This window comes from Faecalicatena contorta, from assembly GCF_003149105.1.
Taxonomy (GTDB): Bacteria; Bacillota; Clostridia; order Lachnospirales; family Lachnospiraceae; genus Muricomes; species Muricomes contortus_C.
Genome location: NZ_QGDS01000005.1, coordinates 224,900 through 243,513 on the forward strand (window position 1 = coordinate 224,900; position 18,614 = coordinate 243,513).

The following is an 18,614-nucleotide window of genomic DNA, read 5'->3' on the forward strand; positions in this document are numbered from 1 at the left end:
CCAGGAAAAACATTAATGGTACAGTACACTAAATGTTATAACGATTTTTGATAATAATATCTGTATACTCTAACTCTTTTTTGGGTTTTCGATCTTCCAGCAAATAGCGGTAGAGAGTCATAACCCCTTCATAACCTTGGAAATATGCCTCCTGGCCAATGAGATAATTGATGCTTCCCTCTTCCAGGCATTTTATATTCTCGCCCAGAACATCATTGGCAATCACAATGATTTCTTTTTCAACACCCTTTTTCCTCAATGCCCGGCACACTCCCAGTACGGCCGGAGCACTGACAAAAATGCCCTTGGTTTGCGGAAATTCATTTAACAGCTCTACAGTGATTTTTTCAGCCTGGAGTTCATCGTCGGCAATATAGTAGACCTGGTTAATCATCAGGTCCGGACGCAGCTCGCTCAAAGTCTCCTGAAAGCCTTTCACCCTGCTGTTAAGTGCCGGGTTTTCAGCGGAGCCGGTAATAATCCCTATCTGTTCATAAGACTTCAGACAATCTGCCATTAGACCGGCTGCCGTTTGACCGGCCTTTTTATTGTTTTGTCCCACAAAACAAATCCTTCTGCTATTTGATACATCTGAGTTGAAGGTTACTACTGGAATATGATCCTCCTCCGAAAGCCGGTCAATCTCTAGCTTAATCCCCTCATCTTCTGCGGGAACCAGAGCCATGCCCCTTACACCGGACTCCTTTAGCTTCTCCATACATGCAATGACCTGCCGGGCATTCACTCCGTCAATCCGGCAAATCTCTACATCAGCGCCATTCCGCCGCACTCTTCTCCTTGCATCATGCACCCCCACTAAAACTTCCTGCATAAAGGGGGTTTCTGATGATTGAGTAATCACACCTATTTTAATCGGGTTCTTAGCCAGGGCCAATGCTCTGCCTGCCTGATTAGGGCGGTATCCCATTTCTTCTGCCAGCTTTTTTATCTTTTCGGCCACTTCCGGCCTGACTCTGCCCTGATCCTTTAGAGCCCGGTCGACCGTCCTTCTTGATACTCCGGCCGCATCGGCTATTTGCTGAAGTGTCACCGCCATAACTACCCCTCCTTGTCAAGTCTTCTCTTTCTGAATATTAACATGTTTTATTGGGGTTGTCCAATCATCAAAAGGATCTTATATTATAAAAGTACGAAGGACGACTTAAAGCTTTTACAGCTTATCAATCGTCCTTCTGCCTTTTGTCTTGCGCAGGTTCCCTTACCCAGTCATTAATACAAGATTCAGAGTATGGTCCATTTTCTAATCCTTTTTGCCTGAAAGTTTTACTTCATCCTAACAATTTTAGCCAGCCTGCTATTTCTTTTTGAAATTTACCTGATAGTCCTTGTGCACCGACTTAATTACCGCAGTAAGTGCCAGCAGACCTATCAAGTTTGGGATTACCATTAATCCATTGAAGCAGTCAGCCATATCCCAAACTAAAGTTACTTTCATGGCAGAACCTAATATAATGCATACACATACCAACAATGAATAAATTTTAACTGCCTTTTTTCCAAACAGATACTTAATGTTGGCCTCTCCAAAGAAATACCAGCCGATAATGGTAGAGAATGCGAAGAAAAACATACATATAGCAATGAATATCTCTCCAAATTTACCAAATACAGACGAAAATCCAGCCTGTGTCAGTGCTGTACCTATCAGCGACTGGTCCGGTGTTACAGAACGTGTGATGATAATAACAAATGCTGTCAAGTTCAGGATAACAAATGTGTCGATGAATACCCCTATCATAGCTACAAACCCCTGTTCTGCAGGATGCTTTACTTTAGCAACTGCATGTGCATGAGGTGTAGAACCCATACCAGCCTCATTTGAGAACAATCCACGTGCAACACCTTTCTTCATGGCCTGCTGAATCGTCGCACCAATTACACCCCCTGCAATTGACTGCGGAGCAAATGCTCCTACGATGATTTCCTGGAAAACAAGCGGAATCTTTGTAACGTTTGCAAAGATTACAATAAGTGCTCCTATAATATAGAACAACGCCATAATAGGTACCAATGTCTCTGTAACTTTGGCAATTCTTTTAATCCCACCTGAAAAAATAAAGAACGCCAGAATCGCAACAGCAACCCCAACAATAACCTGATTAACACCAAATGCTGCACTGAATGCATCCCCAATTGAATTGGACTGAACAGCATTTCCCATAAAACCAAGAGCAAAAATAATTAGTACTGCAAAAATAGCTGCCAATACTTTACCAAACGTTCCCTTAAAAGCACCTTTTATGTAATATACCGGACCACCTGTAACGTTTCCGTCTTTATCTGTCTGTTTAAATTTCTGGGCCATTAATGCTTCTGCATATATTGTCGCCATACCAAAAAATGCACTGACCCACATCCAGAAAATAGCTCCTGGGCCTCCGACCGCAATAGCCGTCGCCGCACCAGCTAGATTACCTGTACCTACCTGGGCCGCAATTGCAGTTGCAAGTGCCTGAAATGACGACATGCCGTCACTTCCAGCCTCCTCCTCCTTTCTAAACAACCCTCCGAATGTTCTTCTGAAGCCTTCCCCAAAGCCTCTGATTTGAATGAAACCAAGCTGCAGAGTAAACCATATCCCGGTTCCTACCAGCAGGAATAACAGCAAATAGTCCCATAAAAATCCATTCACCTTCGCAACAATTAACTCTAAAACCTCCAATGCATACCCTCCTTACATATTTTATCGATATTACCGATAATATTATTTATATTACATATGATAAATTATTGTCAAAGTTTCCGCAATCATTTTTGCCCACCTTTTTAATTTTTTGTAAACATTATTTTCCAAAAAGCATCAAATATCGACAAAAAAGACCAGCATCCCAATCAACTAATGATTTAAGATACTGGTATCTCTTTATTTTCTATTCTTAACCTAACAATTCCTCGTTAGCTTTTTCGCCCAGTGTCCATAGTTGGTCTTGATAAAGACAGGTACACATTTAAAGATCTGATCTGCATTAAGACAGGCCAGAACTACAATAGGAGCCGCTTTTTTTACAAATGCCATATACCAGGAAAGCGGCAGGACGATAATCCATATACTGATAATATTCATCACCAGAATAAAGGAAGGGCTGCCTCCGCCTTTTATTATTCCTTCGCTAGTAGGCATCTGATATCCCATCCCCATATAAATAATGCTCATAAGAATCAAAAACTGATTCGCCATAGTCTTTATTTCCGGGCTAAGGTTATAGTATTCCAGCACCGGAATTCGGATCAGGTACAAAATAAGAGCCCCGGCAAGGGCCGTAATTAAAAATACTATCTGCAGTTTTTTAGACATTTCTTTAACCGCCCTGGTGTCACCTTCACCAATTACCTTACCGATCATGACCCCGCCTGCCAATGCACTGCCGGTGACTGCCGCTTTGACCATCAAAAACAAGTTGGAGGAAACTGCATTTGCGCTCAAAGCGGTACTGCTCATATTACCAAGAATCACCGTCTGCAAAGCGGTACTTAAACTCCAGATAAGTGCCATAACAAAAAGCGGTGACAAGACCTTAAGATAATCCTTAAAAAATCCCGGGGCAATAGCGGCTAATTTCTGTCCTGGAGAGAATCCGGTCTTTTTAAGTGTATAGATGACCACTATCGCACATTCCATCAGCCTGACTATCAAAGTGGCAAATGCAGCTCCTTCAATCCCCAGTACGGGAATACCAAATTTGCCGAAAATAAACAGATAATTAAGAAGCCCTTTAGTACAAAGAGCTGCCACTGAAAGCCAAAAGCCGATTTGCACCAGCTCTCTGCTTCTTAAAAAACCCAGTAAAATTGTCGATATCATAGAAAAAGCATAAGATATCCGTATAATTCCCAGATACCGCTCCGCTTGTACCAAAATAACCTCATCTTTGGTAAACAAAGATAAAATTGGCTGGTCAAACAAACTGACAATAACAAAACAAAGGACACAAACCAGTACCCCGACTGTCAAAGCACATTTGGCAATATCACGGTTCTGCTTATCCTTTTTCGCTCCCCAATACTGGCTGCCAATCATTACAACCGCCTCAGCAAGTGCCGTAAGCACTTGCTGATAAACGAATTGTATTTGGTTGACTATTGATGCACCCGCCATGGCCTGCCCGCTAAACCGTGCCAGCATTACATTATCCAGCAAATTTACACTGAGGACAATAACGTTTTGCAGTACGATAAAAATGCTTAGTTTAATAAATGTCTTATAGAACTTCACCTTACGTTTGCAGGAGCATGATTAAAGACTTTAATATGATGCTTTACATTTTCATAAGTTCCTTTAATCATTGCCCTATCCAAATCAAAATAATTATAACTGTCATTACCGGCAAAATACCGGCGGGCATATTCAGTCAAGCTGTTAAAACTGGCCGTGGCGATATTTACTTTCTTGATTCCTAAGGAAATTGCCTTTTGGAAATCTTCATCTGTTATGCCGCTTCCCCCATGCAGTACCAGGGGAATATCAACTGCTTCGTTTATTGCATTTAACACCTCAAACTGCAGCTGGGGTGCCACCGGATAATTGCCATGGGCATTGCCGATAGCGATAGCCAGAGCATCAATACCGGTTTGTTCCACAAACACCTTTGCATCATCAGGATTCGTGCAGCAGATCCCGTGATCGCCGCTTCCGTCTTCACTGCCGCCAACCAGGCCCAGCTCAGCTTCAACTGTTGCTCCAAAAGCTTTGGCAAACTGAACCACCTCCTGGGTTTTGGCGATATTTTCCTCAAAGGGACTGGTTGAGGCATCCAGCATCACTGAGGTAAAGCCCATATTTAAAGCTGTTTTTACTGTTTCCATAGTCAGGCCATGATCCAGATGGACAGCAATATCAACCTTGGCCTTTTGGGCCGCAGTGACCATCATAGGTCCAACAAATTCAAGGGGCGAATTTTTAAGCCTCACCTCTGCTATCTGTAAAATAATCGGAGTATCAAGCTCTTCTGCTGCCTGCACCGCCCCCATAATCATCTCCATGTTGCCAACACTAAAGGCACCTATGCCAAACCCTTCTGTCTCAGCCCGATTCAGCAGCTCTTTCATTTTTACCAGTGCCATATTCTACCTCCTTCACCAGTCATTTTTCACTTTTATAAGCGTTTTAGATGGTTCCATCCCAGGTAGAAGTTTTTTCTTTTTTACCCTCTTCTTCATCAAACCAGGTTGTTGTTACCACTTTTGTTTCTGTAAAGAAACGATAGCCATCTTTACCCAGGCAATGCAAATCACCAAAGAAGGAATTCTTATGACCGGAGAAAGGAAATGTTCCTACCGGCACAGGAATACCAACATTGATACCAACCATACCGCCATGCGTATGTCTTGCAAATTCCCGTGAATAGTAACCACTCTGAGTATAAATTACTGAACCGTTTGCAAATTCATTTTTGTTCATGACCTCTAAGCCTTCTTCGAAGTTCTTAACCCGTTTGATGCAAAGAACCGGTCCAAAGACTTCTTTATCACCGACGCTCATTTCTGAAGTTACCTTGTCAAAGATGGTTGGTCCTATGTAAAAGCCATTTTCAAAGCCTTCAACTGTAACCTCACGGCCATCCAATACCAGTTCAGCGCCTTCATCAATTCCTTTTTGAATCCAGTTAAGAACGGACTCTTTATGACCTGCATTTATTACTGGTCCCAACTGAGTGGACTTATCATAAGCCGGACCAATTTTAAGGTTAGAAGCTAATTCTTTTATTTTAGCTACTAATTCATCAGCAATGCTTTCCTGTACAACGACTACCGGCAAAGCCATACATCTTTGTCCGCCGCAGCCAAAGGCTGAATTAATGATTCCTGCAGCAGTTCTCTGGATGTGAGCATCTTCCAGAACCAAAGCATGATTTTTCGCCTCGCAAAGAGCCTGAACTCTCTTGCCATGGCTTGCTCCCACCTGGTAGATATGCTTTCCTACTGATGTTGAACCTACAAAAGAAATACCCTTGATGTCCGGATGACTTAAGAAGATTTCTGATTCGTTTCTTGAGCAGGTTACGATATTCAGGACACCATCCGGCAAACCTGCTTCTTTATATAACTGGGCAAAGCGCAGAGCACTTTGAGGATCAAAAGTAGCTGCTTTAATTACCATAGTGTTACCACAGGCGATACACATTGGAGCCATCCAGCCCATAGGAATCATTGCCGGGAAGTTATAAGGAACAATACCCGCAAATACACCTAAGGATTCCCGGTAAAGGACAGTATCATATCCCTTAGAGGCATCCATGGTACTCTCACCCATCATTAAAGATGGCGCAGCGATAGCTTGCTCAGTTCCTTCTTTAGCCTTTAAAACATCACCCATTGCTTCGCCCCAGGCTTTTCCACCTTCTCTTGCCACCAGTTCTGTTAACTCATCCATGTGCTCAATGATTAAATCTCTCAATTTATAAAGAATCTGAACCCTTTTGATTACCGGAGTTGATGACCAGGCCGGATAAGCTGCTTTGGCGGCATCAATGGCTGCCTCTACTTCATCTACGGTACAGCAGGGAACTTTGGCGATTACTTCGCCGGTACTAGGGTCAAATGCGTCAGTGTACTTCTCCGTTTTAGATGTAACATACTCTCCATTAATAAACGGTGATAAGGTTTTAACTTCTGCCATTGCTATTTCCTCACTTTCTTATTTTGATAATGTTTTGGAGTATTTAACTCTTTAATTATCATCTTTTGGTTACTTTATGGTTTTATTCTATAACCTTTTTTCAAAAATTGCAACCTATATTTGCAAAAATTGTTCACAAAATGCTATTTTTATATTAATATACTATATAGCACAATTAAGGAGGCAAATATGCGAACTGAAAGAATTGACCAGGTCGAAGAGTATATTCTGACGAACAAAACTGTAACTATTGATCAACTATGTGACGTTTTTAAAGTTTCCAAAAATACTATCCGGCGGGATATTGGACAACTTTTAGACCGGGGCAGAATTAAAAAAGTCTACGGTGGTGTTACTGCACTGCCTGACTCCTCCCTTCTCCCCCTGATACCCTATAACCTGCGGAATACCACCTTTGAACATGAAAAGGACTTGATTTGCAGACAGGCAGCCAGTTTCATCGAAGACAATGATCTTCTCTATATAGATACTGGTACTACCAGCCAAAACCTAATCGACCATTTGGGAAACAAAAAATGTACCATCATCACTAATTCACTCCAGGTTGCCATAAAAGCGGTTAATTACCCCAATATCACTCTCATCTCTTTAGCCGGGAAATTAAAACGAGAAACGCTTTCCTTTGTCGGCAGTACTGTGGAGGATGCACTAAAAACCTATAACATCGGTAAGGCTTTTTTATGCTGCACCGGGGTAACCATTGAAAATGGCCTGACCAACGCTTCTATGGACGAGTATCAGATAAAAAAGATTGTGGTAGAAAACAGCCAGAGCCGCTACCTGTTGGCAGACCATACTAAATTTGGCAAATTCTCGCTGATGACCTATAGTCCGCTGTCTGCTATTGAACATGTGATTACTGATCAGAACCCGCCAGCTGATTACCTGGATTTTTTCAGTACTCACGACATTAACTTGCACATTACTTAACTACCTCTTTTATAAAGAGGTTTTATCCCCAGAGAACAGTTGACTCTGGCTGTTATCTCATAACACAAGAAAGAATCTTGCTTAAAAGATTCTCCGCCTGCGGCGGGTTGCGATAGCAACACCTTCTTTGCCGCCGCAGTGCAATCCCCCGGGGGTTTGTATGTAATAGGAGAAGGCTTTTCAATTACATACAAAAAGCTTATGCAGGATGCTCATTATGAGACTCCCGCATAAGCTCGAGATGATATTTTTAAATACATTTAATTGCACTACAGTACTAAGCAGATCATTCTACTTTTGGGTATACAGCTCCTTATCAATTAACGTCTCATTCATACTACCAGTGCGATATCCGGTCAAATCCATTGTAATATAAGAAAATCCATATTTCTTAAAAGAATTCACGATATTCAAACGAGTGTTTTCCTCTATCAGTTTTAAAAATTCTTCTGGTAAAACCTCAATTCTTGCAATCGTTCCATGGATTCTTACCCTGACCTGATGAAATCCCAGGTCTAAAAGTAGCTGTTCTGCTTTATCCACCATAGCCAGTTTTTCTTCTGAAATAGTCTCTCCATACACAAATCTTGAAGAAAGGCAGGCAAAGGACTGTTTATCCCACGTTGGCAGTTCCATTTCCTTTGATAATGCCCGAATATCCTCCTTAGATAATTGACATTCACGGAGCGGGCTTCGGATTCCCAATTCTGCCACTGCCTGCAGACCTGGGCGATAATCCCCATTATCATCCAGGTTAGAGCCTTCTACAACCGCATTAATATTTTCCTGCTCCGCAATTTCCCATATTTTCTCAAACAACTCCTTTTTGCATAAATAGCATCGGTTTTTGGGATTTTCCCGGAACCCCTCAATATCCAGTTCCTCGGATTCCACAATGATGTGCCTGATTCCCTGGCTTTTGCAGAACGCGGTTGCCTCATCCAACTCACGTTTCGGGAATGAACAGGACTTTGCCGTTATTGCGATACATTTTTCTCCAAGCTCATTATGGGCTGCTTTCAGCAAAAATGTGGAATCAACCCCACCGGAAAACGCCACTGCCACACTTCCCAAACCTTTCAGGTTTTCCTTTATACACTTCATTTTCTCATATTGTTCTTTGGTTGCCATAACCCTGCTCCTCCTTTATATCCGCTATAGATAATCCATTTTCTCGTGCAATTCTTGCAAGATCATCATATTCTAATTTATTTTTTTCTACTCCAAATCCACTTGCCTTTTTAATTCGTACGTCCCCATATTCTGTTTCTATTGTTTCAATATGGCGTTCCATCGTATGTCTGCGCCGGTCACTGCACCTCACTCCAAGGGTCGTTGTGTGTTGTAAGATTAGCTGTACCATTCTATCTTCATCATCCGGCCTGCACAAACATACCAGTTTGTATCCGGGACGGTTTTTTTTCATCTGGATTGGGATAATATACACATCTAATGCACCCTTTTCCAGTAAGGTCTCAAGTGCAAAGCCGAGCTGCTCGCCGGTTATATCATCAAGGTTACAGTCAATCTCAACAATACCTGCGTTCTGCTGATTTATCTCGCCAATGAAAACACGCACACAATTCGCAACAGGGAAGTCTTTCTTTCCCATTCCATATCCGATTCTATCAACCACCATAACGGGCCTGCTGCCGAACTCATCCGCAAAGTGTCTGATAATAGCGGCACCTGTAGGTGTACAAAGTTCCCCTTGTATCTCTCCCCCATAAGCCGGTACCCCTCGAAGGATATGCGCAGTTGCCGGAGCAGGAACCGGCAGAATGCCATGCATACATTTAACCTGCCCGCTGCCTGTATGTACCGGGGAAACAATAATTTTCCGGGGATCCAGGGTATTAATCAGCATACAAACGCCAACAACATCAGCCACTGCATCCATAGTCCCTACCTCGTGAAAGTGGATATCCTCCACAGGCTTTCCGTGCACCTTAGCTTCTGCCTCCCCGATCAGGCTGTATATTGCCATAGCATCTTCCTTTACCTTACCAGGTATAGGAAGTGAGCGCAAAAGTCTTTGTATTTCCTCAAGATTGGCATGGCTATGTTCCTGATGCGTATGCCCATGAACGTTGTGGTTATGTGTATGCTCCTGATGTACATGGCCATCCTGTCCGGTTTCATGCACATGTTCATGATGTGAACGTTCATGTACATGGCCCGGAGATATATCATGGCTTTCCTCTTCCGAATCTCCCACATACACAGAGACATGTGTCCCTGTGATACCGCATTTCACAGAGAGCTCTTTTTCTACGCGGACACCGGGGAGTCCAATGTTATTCAGTTTGGAAATAAACTCATCTGGGTCAGGCAATAGCTCCAGCAGTGCCGCCATAAGCATATCACCGGCAGCACCCATATTACATTCGATATATAAGGTTTTCATTTCACGCCCTCCATTTGGTTGATTCTGCTGGCAAGAAAACCTGCTCCAAATCCGTTATCAATATTCACCACTGATACCCCCGATGCGCAAGAGTTAAGCATTGACAAAAGTGCCGCAATCCCGCCAAGATTCGCCCCATATCCTACACTGGTTGGTACTGCTATGACAGGGCAGGACACAAGACCACCAATTACACTGGGAAGGGCACCTTCCATACCGGCGACAGCAATAACAACACGGGCCGATGCCAGTATTTCCAAATGAGAAAGCAGACGATGCAGCCCCGCAACACCCACATCATAGAGCCGGGTCACCTGGTTGCCCAACGCCTCTGCCGTCAGCGCAGCCTCTTCACATACCGCCATATCGCTTGTGCCCCCACTGGCTACAATTATACTGCCTGTCTTATCTCTCACAGAATCCCGGTTCACGATGCCAAACTTGGGAATGGGATGATACTCCAGCCTGCACTGCTTTTCCAAACTTGCAGCCGCTTCCTCCGAAAGCCGGGTTACTATAATATCCTTTGCTCCATTTTCAAGCATTCTGTCCACAATCCCGCAAATCTGCCCTGCAGTTTTCCCCATGCCATAAATAACCTCCGGCACACCCTGACGGATTCCCCGGTGATTATCAATCTTCGCGTACCCAATATCTTCAAAGGGGGCTGTCTTTAAGCGGGTAAGTGCGTCGTCGGGGGAAATTGCACCCTCCTTTACCCCATTCAGCATTTCCAGCATTTCTTTGTGATCCATAACAACCTCCTTGTATAAAATTATATTACATTCATAAGTTCTATCTATTGTCTCATTCATTTCAATTTATTATTTATTCATTCCCATATCAGGATAAAATGCTTCAGACAGGTTTTCCACTGTGTAGGCCATTCTATTCCCCGGCAGCACACTTTCAAGATCAATCGCTGCAAAACGCTCATTCTTTACACAAGAAAGCTGGGAAAGCACGTCATTGGCCTTGATTTCTGCAATCTTTGCTTCCACCGAGGGACTGTCATAATCATGAATCAGAATAATGTCCGGCTCCCGTGAAAGTACTTCCTCATAACTTACAGTAACCCATGCTTTATCAGTAATATCCTGAAACAGATTTTCTCCGCCCGCCAATTCAATGAGGGAAGACTCAAAATTTATTCCGCTGCAGGTAAACACCCCGTCACCGCCGCTGTCATATATGAGAACTTTCAGCGGTTCCACATTTTTAACCTTATCCTGTACAGCCTGAATACGCTCCTTTTGCTCCTCAACATACTTGGCTGCTCTGTCCTCAATCCCAAAGATTTTTCCTATATCCAGAATTTCCTGATACTGGTCTTCCAGTGTTGCAGCAGAATTAATATAAGTCGTCATACCGTAATCTTCCAGCTCATCCACATCCAGTCCGTCACTGCCAAACTCCCAGTCAATCCCATAAATAAAATCTGCCCCGCTGGAAATAACTGCTTCCCTGGTGGCTGAACTATGATTTATCTCTGGAATAGCTTCAAAGGCTTTTTCATATTCAGGAAGTGGTCCCCGGCTGTGATTACGCAGGCTTGTTCCCACAATAGAATCCTCAAGGCCAAGGGCTGCAAGCAGTTCTGCACAGTTAGGACCCAGAGCAAGTACTTTCTGGGGAGCTGATTTGACAGTTATTTTACGCCCGTAATTGTCTAAAGTCACCGGATAATCTTCACCGGAGGCCGATGTAGACTTTTTCTGTGCTGATACTTCCGCGCTGTCACCGCTTTTTTCGCTGCTTCCACATCCTGACAGCAATGTCAAAATCATTGTAGTACACAATAGCGCTGCTAATATTCTTCTCTTCATTTTCTTTCCTCCCTTTATTCTAATGTTTTTATCATTGGCATTTCAGCAAATGACTTCCCAAAATCAACGAAACAGTATACAAAATTATGCATAAACACTTGCCGGTAAAAAAGTTATGGAAACCTTCCCCGTAAGAGGATGAATAGCTGTATCGCAGTGAACCCCATAAATTTCATATATATTTTTTGGTGTGAGGACCTCTTTAGGTGTACCCTCCAGTACAATTTTACCGTCTTTCAGTACGTAAATCCGATCACAGTAGAGGGCTGCCATATTCAAATCATGGATAGCCGAGAGTACTGTTACTTCCAATCTCTTTACAAAATCCAGCACCTGCATCTGATAGCTTATATCCAGATGGTTTGTAGGTTCATCCAGAATGAGAAAATCACTTTCCTGGGCGATGACTCTCGCAATGATAACCCTCTGCTTTTCTCCTCCGGAGAGATGGAGATAACTGCGCTTCGCCATAGATTCCATACCCACATGCTCAAGTGCATGATTGGTAATCTCCCTGTCATATTCATTATCAATTTCAAAAAGTTTCTTGTGAGGGGTCCGCCCCATTGCAACAATTTCTTCTACAGTAAAATCAAACGGCACCTCATTCTCCTGTCCTACAACCCCCATTTTCAATGCGGTTTTTTTATGACTCATGGAAAAGAGAGCTTCTCCGTCCAGAACGGCCGTCCCCGCATCCGGGGTAAGAGCGCGGTAAATATTCTTCAGCAAAGTAGATTTTCCGCTGCCGTTTGGGCCTATCACCCCGACAAACTCACCTTTATTTACATGTATAGAGATATTATCAACTGCCTCTTTTCCACCATAAGAATAGGTCATATTATCTACTTTTAGCTGCATAAGTCCACTCCTTTTTTATACCAACCATACAGTATACTAATTTTTCCTGTTTTTGCGTCTTAAAAGAAATATAAACAGAGGGCCTCCAATAATAGCTGTCAGAATTCCTACCGGCAGTTCTTCCGGGGCAATCAGCATTCTTGCCAGAACATCCACCCAAACTACCAGTATACCTCCCATCAGTGCCGAAACCGGCAGCACTCTGCGGTGATCTCCGCCTACAAGTAAGCGGGTAAAATGTGGAACCATCAAACCAACAAAACCTATAGTTCCGCTGACTGCAATTGTAACCCCTGACATAAGGGACGCCACCAGGATCAGAAGTTTTTGCAGCCTCTTAACGTTTATTCCCAGTGCCCCGGCACTTTCTTCTCCCAAGAGCAAGAGATTCAATCCCCGGTAATTGATTATGAGAATTACCATACAAATCAGCAGAACAATGAATGGCAATTTCAGGTACCCGGACTTTGCCCCCGCAAGACTTCCAGACATCCAGAATGTAGCATTGTGAAGTCCCAGTGCGTTTGGAGCACTTAAGGTTATAACCCGGGTCACACCATCCATAATCATGGAAATAGCAACACCGGACAGAAGCAGTTGAGCCATATTGATGCGTCCCTGTACCCTTGATAATGAATATACGAGAATTATGGTAACAGCGGCTCCAAGGAAAGCACTGATAGATAATGAATATCTGCCCAAAAAGGAAAATGTACCGAATAACATTCCAAGGGTTGCCGCAGCCGATGCACCAGAAGATACTCCGAGTATAAAGGGGTCCGCCAGATGGTTCCGGACCAGCGCCTGCATTGCAACTCCGGTTATTGACAGTGATGCACCTACTACCAGCCCCAGGCACACCCGGGGAAGCCTGAGTCCAATCACAATATTCTCCTCGACCTGCTGCCATGTATGCGGTATCCCATCACCGATTACAGGTATTCTGCTCAACAAAATTCTGGCAGTATTCCCAGGCGATACATAAACAGGACCAAGTCCAAGGCATAATACAACTGAAATAATAGAAATAGCCACTAACAGCAATATTACAACCTTCATATCAAGCTTTTCACGATTAAACAATCTCTTAAGTGCAGTAATTTTCATGCCGGTTCTCCCTTGGTTTTTAAATAAAGAGTCTGGCAAGCCAGACTCGCGCATGGGTTGATCGCTTTTAGCGACATCTTCTGCTTACAACCCAGTGCACATCCCCCGGAGGGTTTTTACTTTACAGGAACGTGCTCCGTATTTTCCTGTAAAGTAAAAAACAGACTGCAATTCCCGCCATTTGGCAGGTCTTGCAGTCTTCTTGATTGCGTTTCTTTTATATTTTCTTATTTTGGATAGAAAAATACTATCGGTATTGTTTAAATAAAAATCAGTACATCTCCGAACCAGTCGTGCCGCCTATCACTTATTTGTAAGTGTGCGCCGCTTCTTGCGGCTATAAGCATGGTTAAGATGATTGTTCAATTTGAGCAACAATCAGCTTTATATATTCATTCAGTGATTGTTCCTGAACACCTACCACACGCGTATTGCAGCGGGTCGAAGGAAGAAGTATCTTTCTGCCTCTGCTTTGTCCAACAGCAGTTGCCATTGCAGGGGTTATTTCTCCATGCAGGGCATCGGCAACGATAATTCCAATGGGGCCAATAATATAATCTGCATCCCGGCAGTTGACTATAACAGCATTCTCTCCTGTTGCCCCGGCGGTCGGTCTGGCACTAATCATAGCACATGTTGCGGAACTATTCGTTCCAACGGCAATAATATCTGCAGAAACATGGGACAAAAGCAGTTCTTGAATGATTGCAGCTCCCATTCTTCCTCCTTGTCCATCAATTACAACAATTTTCATATGGTTAGATCCCTCCGATTCCGTAATTCATTCTAATATTTAGGAAGGGATACACAGGGTTATGAAGTGGCAGCCCGCAGTCCCAAATTGGGCAAAATTACCTAATATCCCATGACTTTTCACCAAAATGTGTACCCGGCATTTGGATTATAGCACAATATTATTTGTTTAGCAAACGAATAATATCCAAAACACATAGAACACCATATATCAATCCTGCGCAGATATGCTTAAAATCTTTATTTCTGTCTCCTGTTTTTTATACTGTACTATTTTACTTTTTCTCTCTGCAAAGACTTCTTATTCGTAACTATAATCGTAATTATCATCTAATAACTTTTGATTATCATCTAACTGAGAAAGACCATCTTTATGGTGTTTTTTTAATATCATCATTGCTACAAGTAATAATATAAGTGAAACAATTGCTATGATAAATAACAAAGCCGCATTATACGTATAAGTGCCCCTTCCCAGCCCGGAACTGATTGCTTCCCTGAATCCATAAATGGAATGTGTCATTGGCAGATATTCATGTATTGCCCTGAAAAATTTATCTGTTAATGGCATTGGGAACGTACCACCTGATCCTGCAAGCTGTAATATCAATAATATCATAGCAACAAATCGGCCAGGATTATCAAATGCCATTGCCAGAAACATAATGATAAACATATATGCATAAGCCGACATCAATCCCATAACGAAATATTCTTGTATATATTGGGGTTCTAATCCCAGTGCAAGCATAATACTTCCCTCAATTAATGCCATAGCAGTAGCCGCTGCAAATCCAACAGATACTTTGCTCAACCACCATTGGAAAACAGGTTTTTCCTTTACCGCAATCTTTCTGATTGGATAAATAAAGTTAAATACCAGGCATCCTACATACAGTGCCAAAGATAATACATAAGGAGCAAGTGCATGGCCATAGTTTGGTACCTCACTGTATTTTTCTTGTGAAATTTTGTTTGGCTGCGCTATCATTTCTGCTGTTTTATCCGTTGTATGCACATCATTTACTTTTTCAGATCCCTCTCTTAATGCAGAAGCCAGATGTCCACTTCCATCCTTTAAGGTATTCAGTCCATTCCATAAAGTATTTCCGCCGGCCGCCAATTTCCCTGAGCCATCCTCCAGTTTTTCAGAAGCATCCTGCAGCTTCATCTGTCCATTCATTAATTCACCATTGTTAGCGACTAGTTCTGAACTTCCTGACTTAATCGCTGCAGTTCCGCTTACTAGTTTTTCAGCGCCTTCCTGCAGCTCAGGTATATTCTTATTTAATGTGCCAAGTCCGGCATTTAATGTGCCTGCACCACTATTCAGCGTATTTGAGTTATTGTTTAACGTTTGTATACCTTCATTGACCTGTTGTACTCCCGCTACATAGCTGTTCAGACCATCACTGAGCTTAGCGGAGCCTGTACTCTGCCCGCTTTTCAGGCTTGCCAATCCGTCTTCCAGCTGATTCATACCGGGTACTAACTGACCGTCTAATGCAGTTTTCACCGTTGCAAGTCCGTTTGAAAGGCTGCTGATTGCCTGCTGTGCTCCCGGAATTGCCTGTGCCGAGCCATCTGCAAGCCGTTTCACAGATGTAGATAACTGTTCTGCTGATTCTAATGTCGTTTTTAATGTAGACAATGCTGTTGCCAGCCCTTGACCATTATCTGCAATTGCCTGTGTGCTGCCGCCGATTGTATTTGCCTGTGCCGCAATATCAGATGCACTGCTTCTAGCCCCGCTGAGATCTGCATTATTATTCAGTGCCTCCTCCAATATACTAGCAACTTCACTCTGCTGGGTTTCATCGAGAGAGGAGCTGGCAAGACTGGCAGAAACCTCTGCTGCTAAGCTGTCCGGTAAGCTGCCTAAATTCTCGCTTACCCCTTGAACATCAGTTCCGATTGCCTGTGTGGCCGCTCCAATCTTCTGTGCATTTGAACCAATCGCCGTCAATTCTCCCTCCAGTGCCGCCGAGTCAATGACAGTTCCACTGCTGCCATTTAATGCTGTATTTAATTGTTGTAATCCATCATTAATTTGCGTCAGTCCTGTATCAAGCTGTTCTAATTGAGCCGCACTACCATTCATCTGTGTACCAAGCTGCTCTGACATCTGCGTTAATCCAGCGGTAATCTGTGAAGCACCACTTTGGAGCTGCGCCGTCCCATTTGATAAACCGCTTGCAAATGTATTTACCCCTGACTTTAAGGTGTCACCACTGCCCGCTAATATTCCAGTTCCATCTGCCAGTTTGGAAACTCCGTCTGTATAAGACTTAATTCCATTCGACAATTTTGTGGAACCCTCATCCAGCTGCCCTACTCCGTCTGCTAAAGCAGGAACTTTCTCTCCCAGCGTATTTACACCCGTGTTTAATTCTGTTAATCCATCGTCTATTTTTACTGCTCCGGCTAAATACTTGCTGAGAGCAACACCAAAGGTTTCCTCGCCATCACTGAAGGTTATCGTGCTTTCAGCCAGTGTATCAAGATTCTTTGCCAAGGTTTTACCACCATCTGCCAGTTCCCTTGCACCATCGTCAAGTTTACTTCCACCGTCTGCCGCATCCGCAAATCCATCTCCAATCTCTGATAACTGTTCAAAAATTGCTTTGGCATACACTTCTGTTACTTTTTGGGAAACCTCGCTTTTCAGCTGCTTCATTGCGGCTTCACCAACCACCTCGCCCAGATAGTTTAATCCTCCATTTGTTTCGTACTCTATATTCATTTTCTGGGGATTGTCATCCATAACAGTTGCCGCATTGGAAGAGAAATCTTCAGGCAATGTCACTATCATGTAATAATCCTGATCTTTTAACCCTTCCTGTGCTTCTTTGGCAGATACAAACTGCCAGTCTAGATTATTATCTTCTTTTAACTGGTCTACAAGTTCCTGGCCAACATTCAGTGTTTTTCCATTGTACTCCACTTCTTTGTCTTCGTTTACTACCGCTACCGGTAAATCTCCTGTTTTTCCATATGGATCCCAAATAGATTTCAGGAAGAATGAGGCATACAAAATCGGTATGAAAGAAATAACAACAAAAGAAATCAATAATATTTTGTTCTTAAAGATTGCCTGCCATTCTCTTTTAATCATTTCCATGAATTGAATTCATCACCTTTCTAATTAATAACTCTCTTTTTTCCCCTGATTGATTCCAATTGTAAAGAGACACTTTTTCTTCTCCCATTGCCTCCGTGAGCAACTGATGAACCGTTTTTTGCTTTAGTGATTCTCTCCATAACTGATCAGCTTGTGCAAATGCGTTTTTTAAAATTGCAGTGCCCTGGCCTGTAATATAAGAAAACTCCTTAAATACCTCAACAATAAGTCCTGTATCGTCAAATGTCTCTGTCGGACCTTCTACAGCTTCCACCACCTGCAATAAGTTAATCTGATCCGCACTTGTTGCCAGTGTAAATCCGCCGTTATTTCCCGAAACTGAATCAACCAGTTTTGCGATTACTAATTTTCTCATTATTTTTTTTAAATAGGTAGGAGAGCATCTTAGTCTCTTATTTATTTCCTGGGATGATAACGGAATATTTGGCTCTTGCGTTGCAAGTAAGATTATAATGCAAGCTGCCTGTTCAAATCCTTTTGTAAGCTTCAACCTTTCACCTCCTAAACATATTAGTCAAACTCAAAATACGGTTTATTTTGTGGATACCATGTGTCCATTATAGATATATAATATCCATGATTAGATTATACTATTTTTCATTTTCTTTGCAAGTAAAAAAATATTTACTTTTTTTTCAAATATTTGTCACAATACACAATTGGGGCAGCATTCTCAGTGAAGGCTGAAAAAGATGATTTTTATCTTTTTAATTTGCTATTTTATCCAAGATGTATAACAGTTCTCATATTTAAGTCTTTTTACCGAATAAATTACTCTCTTAATATGCCGCCCCCCTTGTAAATACCGGAGTACACAAAAAACACCATCCCCGACGGTCTATGCCGTCAAAAACAGTGCCTTGAGTACGCGATCGGGGGTTCGACCCCCGAGAATTCATGTGAAAATACCGTAAAATGGAGGAATTTGCA

Annotated in this window: 15 protein-coding genes; 1 reads left to right on the top strand and 14 read right to left on the bottom strand. The window is 42.7% G+C overall.

Features of this window, described 5'->3' with window-relative positions; genetic code table 11:
- Nucleotides 1-28: 28 nt before the first annotated feature.
- The 5 genes from A8805_RS10780 to A8805_RS10800 all read right to left on the bottom strand — a co-directional run bounded on the left by A8805_RS10780 (nucleotide 29) and on the right by A8805_RS10800 (nucleotide 6,637).
- On the bottom strand, nucleotides 29-1,057 hold the full coding sequence (locus tag A8805_RS10780; RefSeq protein ID WP_109710959.1) for a LacI family DNA-binding transcriptional regulator: 1,029 nt from the start codon (nucleotides 1,055-1,057) through the stop codon (nucleotides 29-31).
- 258 nt (nucleotides 1,058-1,315) lie between these two features.
- Complete coding sequence (locus tag A8805_RS10785) at nucleotides 1,316-2,683, bottom strand: alanine/glycine:cation symporter family protein (protein ID WP_109710961.1); 1,368 nt, start codon at nucleotides 2,681-2,683, stop codon at nucleotides 1,316-1,318.
- 219 nt (nucleotides 2,684-2,902) lie between these two features.
- Nucleotides 2,903-4,234, bottom strand: a complete 1,332-nt coding sequence (locus A8805_RS10790; protein ID WP_109710963.1) for an MATE family efflux transporter — start codon at nucleotides 4,232-4,234, stop codon at nucleotides 2,903-2,905.
- Nucleotides 4,231-5,082 carry a class II fructose-bisphosphate aldolase gene (locus A8805_RS10795; protein ID WP_109710965.1) on the bottom strand — a complete coding sequence of 284 codons (852 nt, stop codon included), beginning with the start codon at nucleotides 5,080-5,082 and terminating at the stop codon, nucleotides 4,231-4,233. The genes A8805_RS10790 and A8805_RS10795 overlap by 4 nt, the downstream gene beginning before the upstream one ends.
- 43 nt (nucleotides 5,083-5,125) lie before the next feature.
- The gene (locus A8805_RS10800) at nucleotides 5,126-6,637 is read right to left on the bottom strand and encodes a CoA-acylating methylmalonate-semialdehyde dehydrogenase (protein ID WP_109710967.1); all 1,512 of its coding nucleotides are present in this window, start codon (nucleotides 6,635-6,637) and stop codon (nucleotides 5,126-5,128) included.
- Nucleotides 6,638-6,826: 189 nt separating this feature from the next.
- Between A8805_RS10800 and A8805_RS10805 the strand changes: the two genes are divergently transcribed.
- Nucleotides 6,827-7,588, top strand: a complete 762-nt coding sequence (locus A8805_RS10805) for a DeoR/GlpR family DNA-binding transcription regulator (RefSeq protein WP_109710969.1) — start codon at nucleotides 6,827-6,829, stop codon at nucleotides 7,586-7,588.
- 291 nt (nucleotides 7,589-7,879) lie between these two features.
- Here A8805_RS10805 and larE read toward each other — a convergent pair whose 3' ends face one another.
- The 9 genes from larE to A8805_RS10850 all read right to left on the bottom strand — a co-directional run bounded on the left by larE (nucleotide 7,880) and on the right by A8805_RS10850 (nucleotide 18,174).
- The gene (gene larE / locus A8805_RS10810; RefSeq protein WP_109710971.1) at nucleotides 7,880-8,719 is read right to left on the bottom strand and encodes an ATP-dependent sacrificial sulfur transferase LarE; all 840 of its coding nucleotides are present in this window, start codon (nucleotides 8,717-8,719) and stop codon (nucleotides 7,880-7,882) included.
- Nucleotides 8,697-9,995 (bottom strand): nickel pincer cofactor biosynthesis protein LarC, encoded by a 1,299-nt coding sequence (larC, locus tag A8805_RS10815; RefSeq protein WP_109710973.1) that lies wholly within the window; start codon nucleotides 9,993-9,995, stop codon nucleotides 8,697-8,699. Before larC ends, larE begins: the two co-directional genes overlap by 23 nt.
- On the bottom strand, nucleotides 9,992-10,750 hold the full coding sequence (gene larB, locus A8805_RS10820) for a nickel pincer cofactor biosynthesis protein LarB (RefSeq protein WP_109710975.1): 759 nt from the start codon (nucleotides 10,748-10,750) through the stop codon (nucleotides 9,992-9,994). The genes larC and larB overlap by 4 nt, the downstream gene beginning before the upstream one ends.
- 69 nt (nucleotides 10,751-10,819) lie before the next feature.
- Complete coding sequence (locus A8805_RS10825; RefSeq protein WP_109710977.1) at nucleotides 10,820-11,821, bottom strand: ABC transporter substrate-binding protein; 1,002 nt, start codon at nucleotides 11,819-11,821, stop codon at nucleotides 10,820-10,822.
- A gap of 84 nt (nucleotides 11,822-11,905) precedes the next feature.
- A complete protein-coding gene (locus A8805_RS10830; RefSeq protein ID WP_109710979.1) occupies nucleotides 11,906-12,682 on the bottom strand; it encodes an ABC transporter ATP-binding protein in 777 nt (258 codons plus the stop codon).
- Nucleotides 12,683-12,718: 36 nt separating this feature from the next.
- On the bottom strand, nucleotides 12,719-13,789 hold the full coding sequence (locus tag A8805_RS10835; RefSeq protein WP_109710981.1) for a FecCD family ABC transporter permease: 1,071 nt from the start codon (nucleotides 13,787-13,789) through the stop codon (nucleotides 12,719-12,721).
- Between the two features lie 349 nt (nucleotides 13,790-14,138).
- Nucleotides 14,139-14,543 carry a DUF3842 family protein gene (locus A8805_RS10840; protein ID WP_109710983.1) on the bottom strand — a complete coding sequence of 135 codons (405 nt, stop codon included), beginning with the start codon at nucleotides 14,541-14,543 and terminating at the stop codon, nucleotides 14,139-14,141.
- Nucleotides 14,544-14,843: 300 nt separating this feature from the next.
- Complete coding sequence (locus tag A8805_RS10845) at nucleotides 14,844-17,663, bottom strand: YhgE/Pip domain-containing protein (RefSeq protein WP_109710985.1); 2,820 nt, start codon at nucleotides 17,661-17,663, stop codon at nucleotides 14,844-14,846.
- Nucleotides 17,650-18,174, bottom strand: a complete 525-nt coding sequence (locus tag A8805_RS10850; RefSeq protein ID WP_109710987.1) for an RrF2 family transcriptional regulator — start codon at nucleotides 18,172-18,174, stop codon at nucleotides 17,650-17,652. Before A8805_RS10850 ends, A8805_RS10845 begins: the two co-directional genes overlap by 14 nt.
- Nucleotides 18,175-18,614 lie beyond the last annotated feature (440 nt).